Source organism: Burkholderia sp. AU38729, from assembly GCF_020419725.1.
Lineage (GTDB): Bacteria > Pseudomonadota > Gammaproteobacteria > Burkholderiales > Burkholderiaceae > Burkholderia.
In genome coordinates this window covers 269,705-288,887 of the sequence record NZ_JAIZQO010000001.1, presented here as the reverse complement: position 1 = coordinate 288,887, position 19,183 = coordinate 269,705, and the positions used below count along the sequence as shown (strand labels likewise).

At 65.9% G+C, this 19,183-nt stretch carries 14 protein-coding genes; 2 read left to right on the top strand and 12 right to left on the bottom strand.

Features of this window, described 5'->3' with window-relative positions:
* Positions 1-145: 145 nt before the first annotated feature.
* The 11 genes from LGM56_RS01200 to LGM56_RS01150 form a co-directional block, all read right to left on the bottom strand.
* Positions 146-1,801 carry an APC family permease gene (locus tag LGM56_RS01200; RefSeq protein ID WP_226202297.1) on the bottom strand — a complete coding sequence of 552 codons (1,656 nt, stop codon included), beginning with the start codon at positions 1,799-1,801 and terminating at the stop codon, positions 146-148.
* 226 nt (positions 1,802-2,027) lie between these two features.
* Entirely contained in the window at positions 2,028-2,891 is an 864-nt protein-coding gene (locus LGM56_RS01195) for a glycine betaine ABC transporter substrate-binding protein (RefSeq protein ID WP_226202294.1), read from the bottom strand.
* A gap of 134 nt (positions 2,892-3,025) precedes the next feature.
* Entirely contained in the window at positions 3,026-4,180 is a 1,155-nt protein-coding gene (locus LGM56_RS01190) for a hybrid-cluster NAD(P)-dependent oxidoreductase (RefSeq protein ID WP_226202292.1), read from the bottom strand.
* 29 nt (positions 4,181-4,209) lie between these two features.
* On the bottom strand, positions 4,210-5,451 hold the full coding sequence (locus LGM56_RS01185; protein WP_089496350.1) for an aromatic ring-hydroxylating oxygenase subunit alpha: 1,242 nt from the start codon (positions 5,449-5,451) through the stop codon (positions 4,210-4,212).
* A 52-nt stretch (positions 5,452-5,503) separates the two neighbouring features.
* Positions 5,504-6,289, bottom strand: a complete 786-nt coding sequence (locus LGM56_RS01180; RefSeq protein WP_226202290.1) for an electron transfer flavoprotein subunit beta/FixA family protein — start codon at positions 6,287-6,289, stop codon at positions 5,504-5,506.
* Positions 6,286-7,455, bottom strand: a complete 1,170-nt coding sequence (locus LGM56_RS01175; RefSeq protein WP_089496348.1) for an electron transfer flavoprotein subunit alpha/FixB family protein — start codon at positions 7,453-7,455, stop codon at positions 6,286-6,288. The genes LGM56_RS01180 and LGM56_RS01175 overlap by 4 nt, the downstream gene beginning before the upstream one ends.
* 4 nt (positions 7,456-7,459) lie before the next feature.
* Positions 7,460-9,385, bottom strand: coding sequence for a (Fe-S)-binding protein (locus tag LGM56_RS01170; RefSeq protein ID WP_089496347.1), 1,926 nt, complete (start codon positions 9,383-9,385; stop codon positions 7,460-7,462).
* 3 nt (positions 9,386-9,388) lie between these two features.
* Positions 9,389-11,452 carry an NADH:flavin oxidoreductase gene (locus tag LGM56_RS01165; RefSeq protein WP_021160633.1) on the bottom strand — a complete coding sequence of 688 codons (2,064 nt, stop codon included), beginning with the start codon at positions 11,450-11,452 and terminating at the stop codon, positions 9,389-9,391.
* Positions 11,453-11,528: 76 nt separating this feature from the next.
* Complete coding sequence (locus LGM56_RS01160; protein ID WP_226202288.1) at positions 11,529-12,062, bottom strand: DUF5943 domain-containing protein; 534 nt, start codon at positions 12,060-12,062, stop codon at positions 11,529-11,531.
* Between the two features lie 140 nt (positions 12,063-12,202).
* Positions 12,203-13,174, bottom strand: a complete 972-nt coding sequence (locus LGM56_RS01155) for a dipeptidase (protein ID WP_226202286.1) — start codon at positions 13,172-13,174, stop codon at positions 12,203-12,205.
* A gap of 31 nt (positions 13,175-13,205) precedes the next feature.
* The gene (locus LGM56_RS01150; protein ID WP_124578595.1) at positions 13,206-14,480 is read right to left on the bottom strand and encodes a serine hydroxymethyltransferase; all 1,275 of its coding nucleotides are present in this window, start codon (positions 14,478-14,480) and stop codon (positions 13,206-13,208) included.
* A 447-nt stretch (positions 14,481-14,927) separates the two neighbouring features.
* On the opposite strand from LGM56_RS01150, the gene LGM56_RS01145 reads away from it, so the two are divergent.
* Positions 14,928-15,953 (top strand): GlxA family transcriptional regulator, encoded by a 1,026-nt coding sequence (locus LGM56_RS01145; RefSeq protein ID WP_089426837.1) that lies wholly within the window; start codon positions 14,928-14,930, stop codon positions 15,951-15,953.
* A 57-nt stretch (positions 15,954-16,010) separates the two neighbouring features.
* Here LGM56_RS01145 and LGM56_RS01140 read toward each other — a convergent pair whose 3' ends face one another.
* Positions 16,011-17,423 carry a discoidin domain-containing protein gene (locus LGM56_RS01140; RefSeq protein ID WP_226202284.1) on the bottom strand — a complete coding sequence of 471 codons (1,413 nt, stop codon included), beginning with the start codon at positions 17,421-17,423 and terminating at the stop codon, positions 16,011-16,013.
* Positions 17,424-17,698: 275 nt separating this feature from the next.
* Between LGM56_RS01140 and LGM56_RS01135 the strand changes: the two genes are divergently transcribed.
* Positions 17,699-19,120 carry a PLP-dependent aminotransferase family protein gene (locus LGM56_RS01135; protein ID WP_226202283.1) on the top strand — a complete coding sequence of 474 codons (1,422 nt, stop codon included), beginning with the start codon at positions 17,699-17,701 and terminating at the stop codon, positions 19,118-19,120.
* The last annotated feature ends 63 nt before the right edge of the window (positions 19,121-19,183 follow it).

The window sequence follows — 19,183 nt, the reverse complement described above, 5'->3', positions numbered from 1 at the left end:
TTCGACACGCGGCAGAAACGAGAAAGGCTCGACGGGTAGGTACCGGCCGAGCCTTTTTTGTTCTCGCGTTGCGCGCGATGCGCCACGCGACGCTCCGTGTGCGGTTTCCGGAGCCGCCGCGCGCCGCAGCGCATGCGCTATCGCGTCACTTCACCCAAGCAAAGTAATACGACAACCAGATCGTCAGCCCCGCGCCAATCAGCGCAACGTAAGGCATCAGATTCAGCCACATCGCACGCTTCGGCACTTCGAGTTCCATGTCGCGCTGCATCTGCGCCGGAAAGCGGCCACGATCCTGCCAGTAGTGGCGGAACAGGAACACCGGCACGATCAGCAGCATCGCGATCAACCCATTGCGCAGCGTGCCCTCGCCCTGCAGGTTCGCGCCTGCACCGACATACACCAGGTTCGCATACCCGCAGATCGCACCGCCGACGAGCAGCCACGTCGGACAGCGGAACGGCCGATCCCAGTTGCCGCGATCCATCCGGTGGATCCAGCCCGACTGAAGATTCAGGAATACGAACAGCATGTAGCAGACGTTCGAGATCGACAGCACCGTCATGTAGTCCGACATCATCAGCAACACGAGGTTGAAGCCGAGATCGGTCCACATCGCGCGCGTGGGCGAGCCGTGCTCGTTCACGTGCGACAGGTACTTCGGCAGCCAGCCGTCGACCGATGCCTGGTACAGCGTGCGCGACGAGCCCATCATCGACGTCATCACGATCAGCAGGATCGACAGCATCAGCATCACGACGACCGCATTCGCGACCCATGCGCCGCCGCCCACGATCTTCGCCATCGCAGCCGCGACGCCGGTGCCGTCGCCGATCGACGGATCGAGCATCGCCTGCGTACCGAGCGCGCCCTGGAACGCCATCGGCACGAGCGTCATCACGACGAGGCACAGTGCGCCCGACCAGAAGATCGCCTTGGCGGTATCGCGACGCGGGTCACGGAATTCACGCGTGTAGCAGACGGCCGTCTCGAAGCCGTACGACGCCCAGCCGGCCATGAACATCGCACCGAGCGCCATCGTGACGCCTTGCCCGTTCCACGAGCCGAACGTCGCGGCCGTGAGATTGCCGTGCGCGTCGTGACCGAGCGGCAGCAGCGGGAGCAGGTTCGACATCGGCACGTCGCCCGTGACGAACGGCACGATGCCGACGATCAACAGCGGCGTGAGCGATGCGATACCGAGAATGCGCTGCGTGCGCGCAGCCTTCGATGCACCGCTGTGCTGAAGCTTGAACGTGATGAGAAGCAGGATCGTCGCGATGATGAACGTCGCATTGATCCGCAGGGACAGACCGGGCTTGATGAACCCGAGATCCGCAACCTTGAGCTGCCAGTGCAGCACCGCCGCGTCGGCGGGAAAGAGACTCGTGAGCGCATAGCTCGCCGCGAGGCCGCAGCCGAGCGCGAGCATCGGCGACCACGCGAGCCAGTTGCACCACACGGAAACCGGGGCAATCAGCTTGCTGTAACGGACCCAGCCGATCGCGCCATACACGGACGCGCCGCCCGATTTATGGGGAAATAGCCCCGATATTTCCGCATAAGTCGCGCTTTGAACCAGCCCCATCGTGATCGCGGCGATCCAGATCGCCCACGCGGGCTGGCCGATCGTCGCGCATACGCCGCCGATCGTGAACAGCACGCCTGCCGGCACGCCGCTCGTTACCCAAAAAGCGTCTTTCCAAGTCAGGCCACGATGCAGCGTGTGGCCCGGCGAATCATGTGAGATGGTTGCCTCAACATCACTGGTGCGGTTCGCACGCAGTCCTGCTTGACTCATCCAATTCCTCCTCTCGAGCAGTGTTAGCGCTTCAGCGCTTACTCTGGTCCGATGCAAAGCAGATGACTCCGCACAAGGGCGCTAGTGTAACAACTTACGCTCTTTTCTGCAGAATCAAAAAAATAATTCCGGGATAAGATCGCGTCGCAGTGCGATTATTTCGCATTCCTCTCGACCTTTCCCGGACTGTCTCTTCATCTATTTATCGAGGCGATTCACCGCTGGCTTACTGCGCGCCTTCCGTCCATGCATTCACACGATCCGCGTGCGCGGCGATCCACGCGTCGGCGGCCGCTTCCGGCTTCGAGCCGTTCTGGATCGCCAGCATCACGCTGTCGATTTCACCCGGCTTCCACTGGAATTTCTTCAGGAACGCGACCACCGGCTTCGCCTTCGTTTCGAGCCCCGGATTCACGACGCTGTCGACGTGCTCCGCGCCGCCGAACACCTTCTTCGGATCATCGAGGAAGCGCAGCTTCCACTTCGCGAACATCCAGTGCGGCGCCCAGCCCGTCACGATGACCGGCTTGCTCGCATTGACCGAACGCGACAGCTCGGCCGTCATCGCGCTGCCCGAGCTCGGCATCAGCGTGTAGTTCAGCCCGTAGCTCTTGATCGCGTCGTCGGTCTTGCGCATCACGCCGGCACCGGCATCGATGCCGACGATCCGGCCGCCGAAGCTGCCCTTCTCCGCGTTCAGGTCGTCGATGCTCTTCGCCTTCACGTAGGCGGGCACGATCAGGCCGATCTTTGCATCCGGGAAATTCGCGCCGAGGTCGACGACCTTGGCCTTGTATTCATCCCAGTACGAGCCGTGCGTGACCGGCAGCCACGCGGACAGCGTCGCATCGAGATCGCCGCGCGCGACGCCCTGCCACATGATCCCGGCCGCGACCGGCACGAGCTTCACTTCGTAGCCGAGCTTCTTCTCGATCACGCGCGCCGCGACGTTCGACGTCGCCACGCTGTCGTCCCAGCCTTCGACGTAGCCGATCTTCAGCGTGGGCTTCGTATCGGCAAGTGCGGACGCGCTCAGCGCCACCATGGCCGACAGTGCGCCGGTCCACAACAATTTTCCGAACAGCTGCATGGTCGATCTCCTTGATATGCGCACCGTGCGCGTTGCCTCTCTAGGTTCTTCAACCACAAATCCGCGGTATCGTTGTTTTCCGACGGATGCTTGTCCGGACGCGACGCGCCCGGACAGCCGATGGCGTGTTGCGACTACTTGTCGATCACGAGATCCGACAGCGGCTTGCTGCAGCACAGCAGCACCATCCCCTGGTCGATCTCGCGCTGGCGGATACCGCCGTTGTGCTTCATTTCAACCTGCCCCGACACGAGCTTCACCTTGCAGGTGCCGCACATGCCCTGCGTGCACGAGGCCGGCAGCCGCACGCCCGACTGGCGCGCGGCGTCCAGCACGTGCTGCTCCGAGCCGCACGAAATCTCGCGATTGCTCTTCGCGAAGCTGACCGTGTACTGCTTCGTGTCGGTGTCGGTGTCGACGCCGTCGGCCAGTGGCGCGAGATCGGCGAGCAGTTCGTCGCTTGCGGTTTCGGCAAGCGTTTCGAACGAGAAGCTTTCCTCGTGATACTGCTTGCGATCGAAGCCGGCTTCGTCGAGCAGGTCGCGCACGGCCTTCATGTACGGCGCGGGGCCGCACGTGAAGATTTCGCGCTCCATGAAGTCCGGTGCGATCAGCTTCAGCAGCGGCAGCGTCAGGAAGCCCGTGACGCCCGGCCAGTTGGTGCGGGCGCCGACGCGCTCGACGACGAACGACGTGCGGAAATTCGTGTGGTTCGACGCGATCAGGTCGAGCTCGCGCGCGAAGATGATGTCGTCCGGCGTGCGCGCGCTGTGCACGAACAGGATGTCGCGATCCTCGGCGAGATCATGGTGCGCGCGGCTCATCGACATCAGCGGCGTGACGCCCGAGCCGGCCGACAGGAACAGGTACTTGCGCGCCGGATGCCGGGCGCACGTGAATTCGCCGGCCGGGCCGAGCACGCGCACCGGTGCGCCCGGCTGCAGGTTGTCGTGCAGCCAGTTCGACACCTTGCCGCCCGGCACGCGCTTCACCGTGATCGACACCGTGTGCGGCCGCGCGGGCGACGACGAGATCGTGTAGCAGCGGTTGATCGTTTCGCCGTCGATGTCGAGCTCGAGCGTGAGGAACTGCCCGGGCTCGAACGAGAACGAGCGGCCCTGCGGCGAACGGAAGAAGAAACTCTTCACGTCGTGCGTTTCCTGCCGCACGTGGCAGCACACCAGCGTTTCCTCGACGTCGCTCGTCCAGCGCTCGGGAAGGGCGTTCCAGAACGCCGGGCGCGTCACCCGGCTGTCCGTCGGCTCGAAGTTGGCCGCATCTCGCATCATGTCTGACTCCGCTTGTACGCTGCTGGGTACTATTCGCCGGTTTTTTCGGCGAGCCGGCCGATGTACCAGGCCGAGAATTTTTCGACGAGACCTTCCGTGAACGGCGAATACGGGCCCGGCTCGTACGCGCTGCTGGTCGCGCCGCGCTGCGAGAATTCGACGAGTGCGCGATCCTGGTCGTTGGTCGCGTTCCACACGGCCGTGAGGTTCTTCACGTCGTAGTCGATGCCTTCCTTCGCATCCTTGTGCACGAGCCACTTCGTGCGCACGAGCGTCTTGCCGGCCGACAGCGGGATCACCGAGAACGTCACGATGTGATCGCTCATGAAGTGGTGCCACGAGTTCGGCTGCGTCCAGAACGACAGCCCGCCGAGGTCGGCCTTGTCGAAGCCGCCGAGCAGCTTCTTCGATGCGACCTTCGCGTCGAGCGTCTGCGATTCGCCGTGGCGATCGAGCGGCAGGCGCTGCGTGCGGAAGCCCGTCACGTCGAGCAGCTTCTCGATCTCCTCGGACGGCAGCCCCATCTCGGCCCACTCCTTGCCGCGCCGCACGCAGGTTTCCGCGAATGCATCCATGCCTTCGGCGTTCGCGTCGGAGCGCTGGTAGCCGAAGCCGTATTCGTACAGCGAGATGGTGAGCTCCGGATGGTTCGCGACGCAGTGATAGCACTCGCGGTTGTTCTCCATCGTGAGCTTCCAGTTGCCTTCCTCGATGATGTCGACCTGCGCGGCGATCTTCGTGTTCGGCAGATCGTGCGGCAGCAGGTACGGCTCCATCTCGGCGCGCAGCTGCGCGAAGTCGGCGGGCGGCTCGTCGGCGAGGCAGACGAAGATCAGGCCCGCGAGGTTCTCGACGTGCACCGACTTCAGGCTGTGCTTGCAGCGGTCGAACTTCTCGCCCATGTGCTCGGCGAACATCAGCTGGCCCGTCAGGTTGTAGGTCCAGCTGTGGTACGGGCACACGATGTTGCCGACCGAGCCTTTGTCTTCATTGCACAGGCGCGCGCCGCGGTGACGGCACACGTTGTGGAACGCGCGGATCGCCATGTCGTCGTCGCGCACGATCAGGATCGAATCGCTCCCCAGTTCCACGGTCACGTAGTCGCCCGGCTCCGGAATGTCCGGCTCGACCGCCACCTGGATCCAGTGCTGGCGGAAAATCGCCTCCATGTCGAGCGCGAAGATGTCCTCGCTCGTGTAGAACGGCGCTTCGAGGCTGTGCCCTTCCTTGCGCCGCTCGATCAATGCACGAATGTCTGCCGATACTTTCATCGTTTGCTCCGGATTCCTTGCATCCCTGGGTTCTTGCCGACAGGCATCAAAATCAGTAGTCGATGAGCTGATGCTCGCGCAAATACGCGAGGATCACTTGTGCTTTTTCGACCGAACTCCCTTCATTTACGACGTTGCCGCCACGGCTTTCGGTCGTCGTCGCGGACAGCATCCGGGCATGCCCGGAGCGCTTCTCGGCGGCGACCAGCTTTACGGGTTTACGCTCGATCGGGCCGACCTTCCACGCGGCCGCGTCGGCGTCCGCGCCGGGCGCCGCGAGCGCCGGCCGGATCGCGCCGGCGCGCAGCCGCGCATACGCGTAGCGCGGCTCGGCATTGGCGAGCGGATGGACGGCGACGACGGCCGGCAGCGCCGCGTCGACGCGCCGCCGCAGCCCCTTCGGCAAAAATTGCCGGACGGCCACGCGACCGCCTTCGACCGTCACGTCGACGGCCGAGCCGACCAGCGGATAGCCGAGCGTCGCGGCGACGCGATACGGCAGCATGCCGGTGTCGTACGCGCCCTCGGCGCGCGTGCCGGTCAGCACGAGGTCGTAGTCCTCGACGCGTGCGGCGAGCGCATGCACGGCGTCGTCGCCGTCGCGGCAGGCCAGCACCTCGACCTCCCGTGCGCCGAGCGCGAGATATTCGGCAAGCGCCGCATTCGCGGGATCGCCCGCATGGATCACGTCGAGCTTCGCGCGATGCCGCTCCGCGAGCTGGCGGCCGGTTTCGAGCGCGGCCGCGTCGTTGCGGCTATAGCGCGCGACACCGCTGACCGGATGGCGGCCGACGGACACGAGCACCGCGATGCGTTGCAGCTGGCGGGGGGCGTTCATGCAGCGACTCCTTCCGGTTCACGGGTGCCGACCGCGGCCGGCGATTCGCCACGCGCGGCGCGCGCGGCCTGCACCTGTTCGATCAGTGCGGCGATCGTGCCCTGCGCGTCGCCGACCACCGTCAGGTTCGCGCGCTTCGCGATCGGCGCGCTGCCGTCGAGGTTCACCGCGATCACGTGGCGGCAGTCCTTGATCCCCTGCAGGTGCTGCACCGCGCCCGAGATGCCGAACGCGATGTACACGCTCGCCTCGACCGTCTTGCCGGTCGCACCGACCTGCTTGTCGCGCGTGAAGTGACCGTTGTCGACCGCGACGCGGCTTGCGCCGATCGCCGCGCCGAACGCACCGGCCAGCCGCTCGAACGCACCGATGTCGGACACGCCGTTGCCGGCCGATACGATGAAATCGGCTTCCTCGAGCGCGACCTGGGCCGCGTCGATTTCGTCGAGGCCGAGATCGCGGTACGGCTGCGCGGCGTCGTGTGCCGGGCGGATGAAGTCGGCGGCCACGCGTTCGCCCGCACCGACGAACGGCAGCTTTGCGTCGACTGCGTTCTGCGCGAGCAGGATCACGTCGGGCAGCGCACGGGTGGCAAACGCGCGCCCGGCGTGCGCATACGCGCCGACGTGCTTCGCATCGATCTCGACGACGTGCGTCGCGACGCTCGCGCCGGCGGCCGCCGCGTAGCGCCGGCCGAGATCGCCGTCGCCCGTCGCGTTGTCCGGCACGAACACGTGTTTCGGCGCAAGCGCCGCCACGCAGGCCTGCAGCGCTTGCAATTCGCTTTCAGGGTCGAACGCGCGGCGATCGAAGCCGGCGAGTTCCAGCAGCTTGTCGACGCCCAGTTCGGCCACGTCGTCCTTCAGCTCGCCGAACGCGAGCAACGCGACTTCGGTCTGCGCATCGGCGAGCAATGCGGCGGCGGCGATGGCCTGCCGCGAATGATCGTCGAGCGCGCCGCGTTCACCGTGCGCGACCACCAGCATCACGTGCTTCGGATCCTGCACCGCGCGGCGCGGCTTCGCGGCCGCCGCGCCATGACCATGCGCGAACCCGTGCACGGCGTTCGCATCCGCGCTGCCTTCCTCGCCGAGCGTGATGCGCTTCAGGCCGGCGGCCGTGATGATGAACGGCCGGCGCGGATCGATTCGTTTGATCGTATTCATCGATTCACTCCAGCGAGGCGGCAACGAGTTCGGCCACGTCGAGCACGTCGGGGCGCGGGCCCACGACGCCTTCGAGCATCGCCGTGCAGTTCGGGCAGGCAACCGCGACCACGTCCGCGCCGATCGTGCGGGCGTCGGCGATGCGGATGTCGGGAATGCGCTGCTTGCCGGGGATGTCGGTCAGCGGCGCACCGCCGCCACCGCCGCAGCACCGGCCGCGCATGCCGTTGCGCTCCATCTCGACGACCTGGATGCCGATCGTCTTCAGCAGCTTGCGCGGCGCGTCCGTCTCGCCGTTGTAGCGGCCGAGGTAGCACGGATCGTGATACGTGGTGCGCTTGTCCTGCAGCGCCTCGACGGCCTTCGGCGCGATCTTGCCGCTGTCGGCCAGCTCCGCGAGGAAAGTCGTGTGGTGCTTGACCGTCACGCGCAACCCGAGCGCACGGTATTCGTTGCGCAGGCTGTGCATCACGTGCGGGTCGGCCGTCACGATCTGCTTGTACGACAGCGTGCCGAGCGTGCCGATCAGGCGCTTCGCCATCTGCTGGAACGTCGCTTCGTCGCCGAGCCGGCGGGCGACGTCGCCCGTGTCGGTCTCGGTCGCGCCGAGCACCGCATAGTCGACACCCGCCTTGTTCAGCACCTTGACGAATGCGCGCAGCGTGCGCTGGTAGCGCATGTCGAACGCGCCTTCACCCGCGACGAACAGCACGTCGACCGGTTTGCCGGGTTGCGCGACCGGCGCGCTCAGGTCGACCGACCAGTCGTAGCGTGCGGCCGTGTCGTAGCCGCCCATCGTGCCCGTCTCGCGCAGGTTCGCGAGCACTTCCTGGCCCTTGCCCGGCACCGTGCCGTGCACGAGCGTGCGGTTGCGGCGCATGTCGACGATCGCGTCGACGTGCTCGATCAGCATCGGGCATTCCTGCACGCATGCGCGGCAGGTGGTGCACGACCACAGCGTCTGCTCTTCGATCAGGCCCGACACGATCGGGCCGTTCGGCTCGCCACGATGCTGGCCGACCGGAATGCCCGGCGACGGGCTGCCTGCGTACGCCGCATCGGTGCCGCCCGCCATCCCGACGACCAGATCCTGGATCAGCTTCTTCGGGTTCAGCGGCTGGCCCGACGCGAACGCGGGGCACGCGGCTTCGCACTTGCCGCACTGCACGCACGCGTCGAAGCTCAGCAGCTGGTTCCAGCGGAATTCGACCGGCTTCGCGACGCCGTACTCCTGATGCTCGATGTCCGGCAGCTTCAGCGCGGTCGGCGGCGTGGCCGTGCCGTTGCCCGTGAACGAGTCGCGGGTGGCCGCGAAGCGCTCCTGGCGCGGGTGGAAGGCCAGGTGCAGCAGGCCTGCGATCGCGTGCTTCATCGGGCCGCCCTTCGCGGCGCCGACCGTCATCGTGAATGCACCGACACCGATCAGCACCGCGCAGAGCACCGCGAACGCACCCGACATCGCGCCGGTCGGCACCAGCATGAACAGCACGAGGCCGAGCGCGAACGAGCCGAGCAGCCAGGGCAGCGTATTCCACGGGCCGCGCGACAGGCGGGCCGGCACGTCCTTGGCCGCACGCCGGCGCCACACGAACACCGCGCCAACCAGCATCGCGAGCGCCGCGAGGAAGATCAGCTTGTCGAGCCACGGCGAGTAGATCGCGAGGCCGTAGTTGATGAATACCAGCGCGAGCGCGCCGATCGCGCCGCCGGCCGTCGCGACGTGCGTCTTCGCGATGTACGGATCACGGGCGACCACGTGGTGCAGGTCGACGAAGTAGCGCTTCGGGATCGCGAACAGGTTCGCGACGCCGAACGAGCCGGGCGCGGTGGCCCGGCCGAGACGCCAGTAGGACGAGCGCTTCGCGACCGCGAACGCGAGCCCCGCCACCGACAGCCACAACAGGGCGGTAATGAGGAAGGACGGGTTCATCGTTTAGAAATCCTTCACGAGACGCAGCGAGTCGTAGATCGCCCCGTGGACGTTGTGCATCGAGATGCAATCGCCGACACGGAACAGCAGGAAACGGCCGTTGCCGAGTTCTTCCGACAGGCACGGCTGCGGCTCGGCCGCGAACAGCGTGTGCGGATCGATCTGGCCGCGGTTCACCGATTCCGGCTTGAGCTTCCAGTACAGCTCGTCGTTCGGCGACGAGCCGTTCTCGATCACCACCTGGTCGACCGCGCGCTCTTCCAGTTCTTCCGTGTACTCGTTGCGCAGCACGGCGATCAGCTTGCCGTCCTCTTCGTAGACGCGATCGAGCATCGTGTTCGGCGTCGGGATCACGCCGAATGCGTACAGGCGGCGATAGAAGATCGGGAACGTCGTGCCGCCGCAATCGTCGGCCACCTTCACGTCCGGCGTGACGACCTCGACCTTCGAGCCGCGGCTCGCCATGAAGTCGGCCACGCCGGCGCCCGCATGCGTGCTCACGCCGTCGAACAGCAGCACGTTCTGCTTCGGCTCGACCTTGCCGGTCAGGATGTCCCACGAGCTGACGGCCAGACCCTCGGCCACGCCCCAGCCCGGCACCTGCCACGTGAAGCTCGACCCGCCCGTCGCGAGCACGACGATGTCCGGCTTCTCGGCCATGATCATCTTCTCGTCGGCGGCCACGCCGAGGCGCCGGTCGACGCCCAGGCGCTTCGTTTCCATGTCGAACCAGCGGATGATCCCCGACATCTGTTCGCGCTGCGGCGCCTTCGCGGCGATCATCACCTGGCCGCCCACTTCGGCATTCTTCTCGAACAGCACGACGTCGTGGCCGCGCAGCTTCGCGACGCGCGCGGCCTCGAGCCCCGCGGGGCCCGCGCCGACCACCACGACCTTGCGCTTCGGGCCGCGCGATTTCTCGATGATGTGCGGCATCGTCGCTTCGCGCGACGTCGCCGCGTTCTGGATGCACAGCACGTCGAGGCCGTTGTACTGGCGGTCGATGCAGTAGTTCGCGCCGACGCACTGCTTGATTTCGTCCTCGCGGCCGTCGCGGATCTTGATCACCATGTGCGGATCGGCGATCTGCGCGCGCGTCATGCCGACCAGGTCGATCATGCCGGTCGCGAGCAGGCGCTCGGCCTGGCCCGCATCGCGGATGCTCTGCGCGTGCATCACCGGAATCTTCACGACCGACTTGATGCCGGCCGCGAGGTGCACGAACGGCTCCGGCGGCAGCGCCATCGGCGGCATGCAGTTGGCGATCGTGTTGTGCGTGTCGCCGCCCGAGCCGACCACGCTCAGGTAGTCGATCAGGCCCGTCTCCGACATCGCCTGCGCGATTTCCTTCAGCGCCTCGTGATCGAGGCCGTCCTCGTGGAATTCGTCGCCGCACATGCGCAGGCCGACGCAGAAATCCTTGCCCACCGCCTCGCGCACGGCCGTCAGCACTTCGATGCCGAAGCGCAGCCGGTTCTCCAGGCTGCCGCCCCATTCGTCGGTGCGGTGGTTCGAGCGCTTGCTCCAGAACTGGTCGATCAGGTGCTGGTGGGCGGCCGAGATTTCGATGCCGTCCATGCCGGCCGCCTTCACGCGCTTCGCGGCGGCCGCGAAGTCACCGATGATGCGGCGGATTTCCTCGATCTCGATGATCTTCGCGTTGCCGCGGTGCACGGGTTCGCGCACGCCCGACGGCGACATCAGGTGCGGCCAGTGCTCGCCGTGGAACGACGAGCGGCGGCCCATGTGCGTCGCCTGGATCATGATCTTTGCGCCGTGCTTGTGCATCGTGTCGGCGAGGCGCGTGAGCGGATCGATGATCTTGTCGGTCGACAGGTTCACCGATTTCCACCAGCCCTGCGGGCTGTCGATCGACACCGGGCTCGACCCGCCGCAGATCGCGAGGCCCACGCCGCCCTTCGCCTTTTCTTCGTAGTAGCGGATATAGCGGTCGCCCGGCAGGCCGCCCGGCTCGGCATACACCTCCGCATGCGCGGTGCTGACGATCCGGTTGCGCAGCGTCAGCTGGTTCAGCTGCATGGGTTTGAACAGGTGGGGATAACGCATCGCTGGCGACCTCTGGCGTTCGAATGTCTCGTGTTGCGGATGTTGTTGTGCTTCGGTGAATCCGTGCGTCAGGGCGTCAGTGCGCGATCGGCGACACTTCGAAGACGCAGTGGTCGTGATGCTCGGCCGCGCACTGCACTTCCTTCGAGTGCGCACGCGGCGCGCCCTTGCCTTCCGGCGTCGTGTCGTTGACCCAGTCCATCGCGCCGGCGAACCAGCCCGCGAACATGTAGCAGAGCTTGCCTTCCTTGCCCGGCTGCTGGAGCACGAACGACGAGTGGCGCAGCTCGATCTTCGCGCGCGCGCTCGCCGGGTCGGCCTCGGTGATCGAGAACAGCCCCCAGCCGCGCTGCGACAGGCGCTTCAGGTAGTGCTCGAACACGGCCATGCCGGTCAGGCCGTGCAGCTTCGCTTCCTTGTCGCACCAGTGGTAGGCCGACTTGTAGCCGGCCTTGTAGAGGATCTCGGCATACGCTTCGACGCCGAGCGCTTCCTCGACGGCGACGTGATTGTTCGTGAAGAAGTGACGCGGCACGTACAGCATCGGCAGCGCGTCGGTGGTCCAGACGCCGGTATCGGGATCGACGTTGATCGGCAGTTGCGGTTGCATCGTGGTGACTCCGTGAGGAAAGTGGCCGCGCGGCTCGGTGCACCGGCGCGACATCGTCCGCGCGCCCGTGCGGCTTGCACGGGCACGTCCCGATTTCTTTTAATGTTGAATCGCTGAAGGGGGTTCGGCGTTCGCGGCGCTTATGCGCCCCACACGTCCTTGAACACGCGCACCCAGTTCTCGCCCATGATCTTGCGGATACGCGACTCCTTCCAGCCGTGGCGTTCCATCGCCGCCGTCAGGTTCGGGAATTCGCCGATCGTGCGGATGCCGTCCGGGTTGATCACCTTGCCGAAGTTCGTCAGCTGGCGATAGCGGCCCTTGTCATGCGTCAGCATGTCGAAGAATTCCTTCGCGTAATCCTGCGTGAAGTCGGTGCCGATGCCGACCGCATCCTCGCCGATCAGGTTCACGACGTAGTCGATCGCCTCGATGTAGTCGTCGATGTTCGCTTCGATCCCGCGCTTGAGGAACGGCGCGAACATCGTCACGCCGACGAAGCCGCCCGCATCGGCGATCTCCTTCAGCTGCTCGTCGCTCTTGTTGCGCGGATGTTCCTTCAGGCCCGACGGCAGGCAGTGCGAGTAGCACACCGGCTTCTTCGAGAACGCGATCGCTTCCGACGACGTATTGCCGCCCACGTGCGACAGGTCGACCATGATGCCGACGCGGTTCATCTCGTTGATCACTTCGCGGCCGAAGTCCGACAGGCCGCCGTCACGCTCATAGCAGCCGGTGCCGACCAGGTTCTGCGTGTTGTAGCAGAGCTGCACGACGCGCACGCCCATGTCGGCGAACGCTTCGATGTAGCCGATGTTGTCCTCGAACGCATGCGCGTTCTGGAAGCCGAGGATCACGCCGGTCTTGTCTTCCTTCTTCGCGCGGAAGATGTCTTCCGTCGTGCGCACCAGCGTCAGCAGCTCGCTGTTGTCGCGGATCTTCTTCTTCATCACGCCGATATTGTCGACGGTCTTGGTGAAGTTCTCCCACACCGACACCGTGCAGTTGGCGGCCGTGATGCCACCCTTGCGCATGTCTTCGAACACCGGCTTCTCGAACTTCGAGATGTTCAGCCCGTCGATGATGATGCTGTCTTGATGCAGCGTGCTCATGTGTTGCTCCAGTATTGTCGGGTCGGTGGGATCAATAGATCGGGAAGCGTTCGCACAACGCGAAGATCTCGCGGCGCACACGCTGTTCGGTCGCGTGGTCGCCCTCCGGGTTCGCGCGCAGCGCATCGAACACTTCCAGGATCAGGCGGCCCACCTCGCGGAACTCCGCGACGCCGAAGCCGCGCGTCGTGCCGGCCGGCGTGCCGAGGCGGATGCCCGACGTGACGGTCGGCTTCTCGGTGTCGAACGGAATGCCGTTCTTGTTGCAGGTGATGCCCGCACGCTCCAGCGCCTGCTCGACCGGCGCGCCCTTCAGGCCCTTCGGACGCAGGTCGACCAGCAGCAGGTGGTTGTCGGTGCCGCCCGTGACGAGATCGACACCGCCCGCCTTCAGCACTTCGCCGAGCGCCTGCGCGTTCGCGAGCACGTTGTCGATGTAGGTCTTGAAGTCCGCGTGCAGCACTTCGCCGAACGCGACGGCCTTGCCGGCGATCACGTGCATCAGCGGGCCGCCCTGCAGGCCGGGGAACACGGCCGAGTTGATCTTCTTCGCGATCTCCTCGTCGTTGGTCAGCACGAAGCCGCCGCGCGGGCCGCGCAGCGTCTTGTGGGTGGTCGACGTGACGACGTGCGCATGCTCGACCGGGTTCGCGTGGCGGCCCGCGGCGATCACGCCGGCGATGTGCGCCATGTCGACCATCAGCTTCGCGCCGACGCTGTCGGCGATCGCACGGAAGCGCGCGAAGTCGAGCGCACGCGGGTAGGCCGAGAAGCCGGCGATGATCAGGTTCGGCTTGTGCTCGTGCGCGAGCGCCTCGACCTGGTCGTAGTCGATCCGCATCGTGTCGCGGTTCACGCCGTACTGCACGGCGTTGAACCACTTGCCCGACAGCGCCGGCTTCGCGCCGTGCGTCAGATGGCCGCCCGCGTCGAGCGACATGCCGAGCACCGTGTCGCCCGGCTTGGCCAGCGCGAGCATCACCGAGCCGTTCGCCTGCGCGCCCGAGTGCGGCTGCACGTTCGCATAGCCGGCATTGAAGATCTGCTTGACGCGCTCGATTGCCAGCGCCTCGACTTCATCCGCGAATTCGCAGCCGCCGTAATAGCGCTTGCCGGGATAGCCTTCCGCGTACTTGTTGGTCAGCACCGAGCCCTGCGCCTCGAGCACGGCGCGCGACACGATGTTTTCCGACGCGATCAGCTCGACCTGCGACTGCTGACGCTCGAGTTCCTTCAGGATGGCGCTGCGCACCGGCGCGTCGCGCTCGGCGAGGGACTGCGAGAAGAAAGGCTGGGTGTTCGACATAGTGCGTCCGTGACGAAGAATAAGGGGCTGAAACCGAAGCTCAAGGCCCGCCCTGCCTGGGTTTCCCGCTCGTCCCGTACAAGGCTGCCGACGGCTCTATTCTTGTCGTTCGGATTTTCGGCGGATTGATGAATTTAGACGCGTTCTTTGCCTTTTCCGCCATCCGCGTCCGTTTTATACAAGTGACCGGTCGTGCTTTTTCGGATGACCAACAAAAGTGGTCGAGCCAGTTCACCTATGAACAGGCACGCCGGCGGTGCGATTGCCGCCCGGTCGGGGTGCAACCCGTCACGGATACGGTGCAGTGCAGCATGCCGCTTTCAGCCAGACAACGTATGGATCTAGGGTTTAGCCGTATGGCACGCTTGTTGCGCTGGCTCACACAATATCGCAGCCCGATCGGTGCCCCCGGGCGTAAAGCTATTAGAGATTCTAGGAACGCTCCCCATGTCGCCCGACCGCACAGCGTCGCTGTCCCACTTCGCGTTCATGCCGTTACCGAACTTCACGATGATCGCGTTCACCAATGCGATCGAGGTGCTTCGGATGGCGAACTACCTGAGCGGCCAGCCGCTCTACCGCTGGTCGGTCATCAGCCCGGACGGCGGCCCGGTCACCGCGAGCAACGGCCTGACGGTCGACACCGGCCCGGCCGAATGCGTGGGGCAGCCCGACATCGTGTTCGTGTGCGGCGGCGTCGACGTGCAGCGCGCGACCACGCCCGCCCATCTGTCGACGCTGCGCCGCTTCGCGCGCGCGGGCATCCCGCTCGGCAGCCTGTGCACGGGCACCTATGCACTCGCGAAGTCGGGGCTGCTCGCGGGCTACGCGTGCGCGATCCACTGGGAGAACATGTCGGCGCTGAAGGAAGAGTTTCCGGACACGCGCTTCCTGAAGGAACTGTTCGTGATCGACCGCGACCGCATCACGTGCACGGGCGGCGTCGCGCCGCTCGACATGATGCTGAACCTGATCGCCGCGCGCGTGGGCACCGCGCGCGTCACGCAGATCGCCGAGCAGTTCATCGTCGAACACGTGCGCGACACGAGCGCGCAGCAACGCATGCCGCTCGTCGCGCGCCTCGGCTCCGCGAACAAGTCGCTGTTCGAGGTGATCTCGCTGATGGAGAACAACATCGAGGAGCCGCTGTCACGCGAGGAGCTCGCGCGGCTCGCGAACATGTCGCAGCGGCAACTGCAGCGCCTGTTCCGCGAACATCTCGGCATGACGCCGACCCACTACTACCTGACGCTGCGGCTGCGCCGCGCACGCGAACTGCTGCTGCAGACCGACATGTCGATCATGCACATCACGATGGCGTGCGGCTTCCAGTCGGCGTGCCATTTCAGCAAGAGCTATCGCGACGCGTTCGGCGTCGCGCCGACCCGCGAGCGCCGCAAGCAGGTCGCGCCGCTTGCGCAGGGTGCGGCGAGCGCCAGCCCCGCGTTTCCGGTGCACGTGCTGCATGCGTGATCCGCGCCGCGCTTGACGAAAAAAAAGCGACCTCGAAGGTCGCTTTTTTCTTTGCGCTTACGATCCCCACACCTGCATTTCGTCGAGCGAATACCCCCACGGCGTCGCGCGCTTCGTGCCGAGCATCCGCACGTAGCGGCCATGCCCGTTCAGGTTCGGCAGCGTCACGTGGCCGTACGACACGCCGTTGTTCGTCGAGTAGATCGTCGTCCAGTTCGCGTTGTCGTTCGACGTCTGGATCTGGTAGACGAGCGCACCCGCATCCCAGTAGAGATCGATGCTGCTGATCGTCTTCGTCGCACCGAGATCCACGGAGATCCATTGCGGATCGACGCCCGCGCCTTCCGGCGAATCCCAGCGCGTGCTCGTGGTGTTGCCGTCGAACGCCTTGTCGGGCGTGAGCGATGCGTTGTAGCTCGCCGACGCGGCAGCCGGACGCCCCTGCGACAGCAGCGTCGGCTGCGCGGTGGCCGGGCCGCCGTAGTAGCTGGACCCGAGCTTGGCCTTCGTCGTGTCGGCGTTCACGCCGAACGGCGACAGGCTCCAGCGCTGGCCGGTCGTCACGTCACCGACGTAGAGCTGGTAGCCGCCCGCCGTCGTCGACGAGAAGAACACGTAGTTGGTGCCGCTCACCGGCGCCGGATCCGAGTTGTTGCTCACGCAGTCGTTGATCGGCAACGCGTTCGGCGTCGACGCCGGGTCCGCCGTCTTCGTATAGATCTGGTCGGCCTGGCCGCTGTCTTTCCAGCGCGCGTAGAACACCATGCCGTCCCCACGCACGATCGGGTAGTACGTCTGCAGCCCGGCCGGGGCGTCGAACACCGCAGTCGCGCCGGTCGCGAGCGTGCGCTTCATCAGCCCCATGTTCGCGCCGGTGCCGGTCGCGTAGTACACGGCGCTCGCATCGGGCGCGAGGAACGGCATCGAGTATTCGGCGCCGGAGGGTGCGTTCGTCAGGCTCACGACCGACGTGAATACCGGGCCCGCGCTCGTGTACGACAGCGTCGCCTGCTTGACGTCGCCGTTCTGCTTGAACACGAGCGTCTTGCCGTCCGTGCTGAATTTCGGATCCTCGTTACGCGTGGCGCCCGTGCTGTTGGTCAGGTTGACGGGCGGCGTGCCGGCGCCGAGCTGGAGCATGAACACGTTCCATGCGCCGTTGCTGATGCCCATGAACGCGAGCCACTTGCCGTCGGGGCTGAACACGCCGTTCATCGGATCGGTAATGCCCCACGCGCTCTTGCTCAGTTGCGTCAGCGTATGGGCCGAGAAGTCGTACAGGAACAGCTGGCTCGTGCCGTCGCCGTACTTGACGTAGCTGTGATAGACGAGCTTGCCGGTCAGTGCGGCGGGGAACGACGCGTTGGATTGCGTCGGGGGATTGCTGATGCAGGCGGCCTGCGCGGCGCCGCCGAGGAGGTTGAGGGCAACGCCGGCCACGAGGCCCGCGACGAGAGTGTTCAATTTCACGCTGTAGGTTTCCGGTTAGGGTCATGACACCGCTGACTAGACCTCGCACGCCCAGGCGCACGGGGCACGGATCAGCCGGCGGACAGCGTGAATTCCGTATCGGTCAATGTCGGGAACAAGGATTGCTCGAGGGGCGAAAGCATGACAGCGCATCGCGCCGAAAAACAGGATCAAAGTCCGTGAAAAACGAGCGGATCACGGGAAAACGACCCTGTGGCGCAGCGCGCGCCGTGCTACTCTTTTTTCGGCACAAAGCTGCTCGACTTGAGGCAGGCATGAAGCGTTATGCGAAGCTCGCACGGACGATTTCCGAGTCGATCCGGCGTGGAGATCTGGCCCCCGGTACGCGCATCCCCACCGTGCGCGCCGCGTGCCGCGCCTATGGCGTGAGCCCATCCACCGTGTTTCGCGCGTACTACGCGCTCGAAGGCGAGGGTCTGATCGTCGCGCGTGCACGGTCCGGTTATTTCGTTGCGAACCTCGAAGACAAGCACGTGCGGTTCGGCCATGAACCGCCGCGCAAGCCGGCTGTCCCGCCCGCGGGCAACGGCGATACGTTGTTCCGGCTGCTCGACTCGCTCAGATGCGAGGACATCGTCCCGCTCGGCTCGGCCTTCGCCAGCTATTCGCTGTTCCCGATGAGCAGCCTGTGGCGCGCGATGGCGTCGGCGGCCCGCAACATGGATCGCCCGGCCCTGCTGTCCGGCGCGCCGCCCGGCCACGACGGGCTGCGCCGCCAGATCGCGCTGCGCTACCTGAATGCGGGCGCGGCGTTGCCGATGGACGAGATCGTCATCACGACCGGCGCGCTCGAAGCGCTGACGCTCAGCCTGCAGGCGCTGACGCGCCCCGGCGATATCGTCGCGATCGAGCGACCGGCGTTTCATGCAGCCCTGGAGGCCGTGCAGCGCCTGCACCTGAAGGCGGTCGAGATTCCGGTCGACCCGCGCACCGGCCTCGATCTCGACGCGCTCGAGAAAGCGCTCGACACGCATCCGGTGCGGGCCTGCTGGTTCATGACGTCGTTCCACAACCCGACCGGCGCGACGCTGACCGACGAGCGCAAGCGCGCACTGATCGACCTGCTCGCGGCACGCAACGTGCCGCTGATCGAGGACGATGTCTACGGCGAGCTGCATTTCGGCACGGCGCCCACGCGCCCCGCCAAGCTGTATGACGACAGCGGTCTCGTCCTGCATTGCGGTTCGTTCTCGAAATGCCTCGCGCCCGGGTTCCGGATCGGCTGGGTCGCGGCCGGACGCTACGTGCGGCAAATTCGTCAGGCAAAGGGCGCCAGCGCGCCGGCGGCCGACGTGCCTGCTCAGATGGCGATTTCGAGCTACCTGCGCGACGGCGCGTACGACCGCTTCCTGCGCAAGCTGCGCCGCAATCTCGCCGCGCACCAGGCACAGATGCTGGCGGCGGTGCGCGCGTATTTTCCGGCCGGCACCGAAGTGTTCGCGCCGCGCGGCGGGTATTTCCTGTGGATCGAACTGCCGCCGCGCATGGATGCGATGCACCTGTTCGGCGATGCGATGGAAAGCGGCGTCAGCATCGCGCCGGGGCCGATCTTCTCCGCGACCGGCGGATTTCGCCGCTTTCTTCGGCTCAACTACGGCCGGCCGTGGACGCCAGCGGTCGAGCACGCGATGGAGACCATCGGGACGCTCGCGGCCCGGCAGCGGCGGGATGGTTAGCGCGGAACCGACGCCTCACGACAGCCTGTTTGTGCCTTGCGTTTCACGCGCCAGCGACCAAAA

Bases quoted from the DNA above. Each gene is read 5' to 3' on its own strand.
- LGM56_RS01165 (WP_021160633.1), bottom strand. From the start codon at position 11,452: ATGCGTTATCCCCACCTGTTCAAACCCATGCAGCTGAACCAGCTGACG.
- LGM56_RS01170 (WP_089496347.1), bottom strand. From the start codon at position 9,385: ATGAACCCGTCCTTCCTCATTACCGCCCTGTTGTGGCTGTCGGTGGCG.
- LGM56_RS01190 (WP_226202292.1), bottom strand. From the start codon at position 4,180: ATGATGCGAGATGCGGCCAACTTCGAGCCGACGGACAGCCGGGTGACG.
- LGM56_RS01175 (WP_089496348.1), bottom strand. From the start codon at position 7,455: ATGAATACGATCAAACGAATCGATCCGCGCCGGCCGTTCATCATCACG.
- LGM56_RS01135 (WP_226202283.1), top strand. From the start codon at position 17,699: ATGAAGCGTTATGCGAAGCTCGCACGGACGATTTCCGAGTCGATCCGG.
- LGM56_RS01145 (WP_089426837.1), top strand. From the start codon at position 14,928: ATGTCGCCCGACCGCACAGCGTCGCTGTCCCACTTCGCGTTCATGCCG.
- LGM56_RS01180 (WP_226202290.1), bottom strand. From the start codon at position 6,289: ATGAACGCCCCCCGCCAGCTGCAACGCATCGCGGTGCTCGTGTCCGTC.
- LGM56_RS01200 (WP_226202297.1), bottom strand. From the start codon at position 1,801: ATGAGTCAAGCAGGACTGCGTGCGAACCGCACCAGTGATGTTGAGGCA.
- LGM56_RS01150 (WP_124578595.1), bottom strand. From the start codon at position 14,480: ATGTCGAACACCCAGCCTTTCTTCTCGCAGTCCCTCGCCGAGCGCGAC.
- LGM56_RS01195 (WP_226202294.1), bottom strand. From the start codon at position 2,891: ATGCAGCTGTTCGGAAAATTGTTGTGGACCGGCGCACTGTCGGCCATG.
- LGM56_RS01185 (WP_089496350.1), bottom strand. From the start codon at position 5,451: ATGAAAGTATCGGCAGACATTCGTGCATTGATCGAGCGGCGCAAGGAA.
- LGM56_RS01155 (WP_226202286.1), bottom strand. From the start codon at position 13,174: ATGAGCACGCTGCATCAAGACAGCATCATCATCGACGGGCTGAACATC.
- LGM56_RS01160 (WP_226202288.1), bottom strand. From the start codon at position 12,062: ATGCAACCGCAACTGCCGATCAACGTCGATCCCGATACCGGCGTCTGG.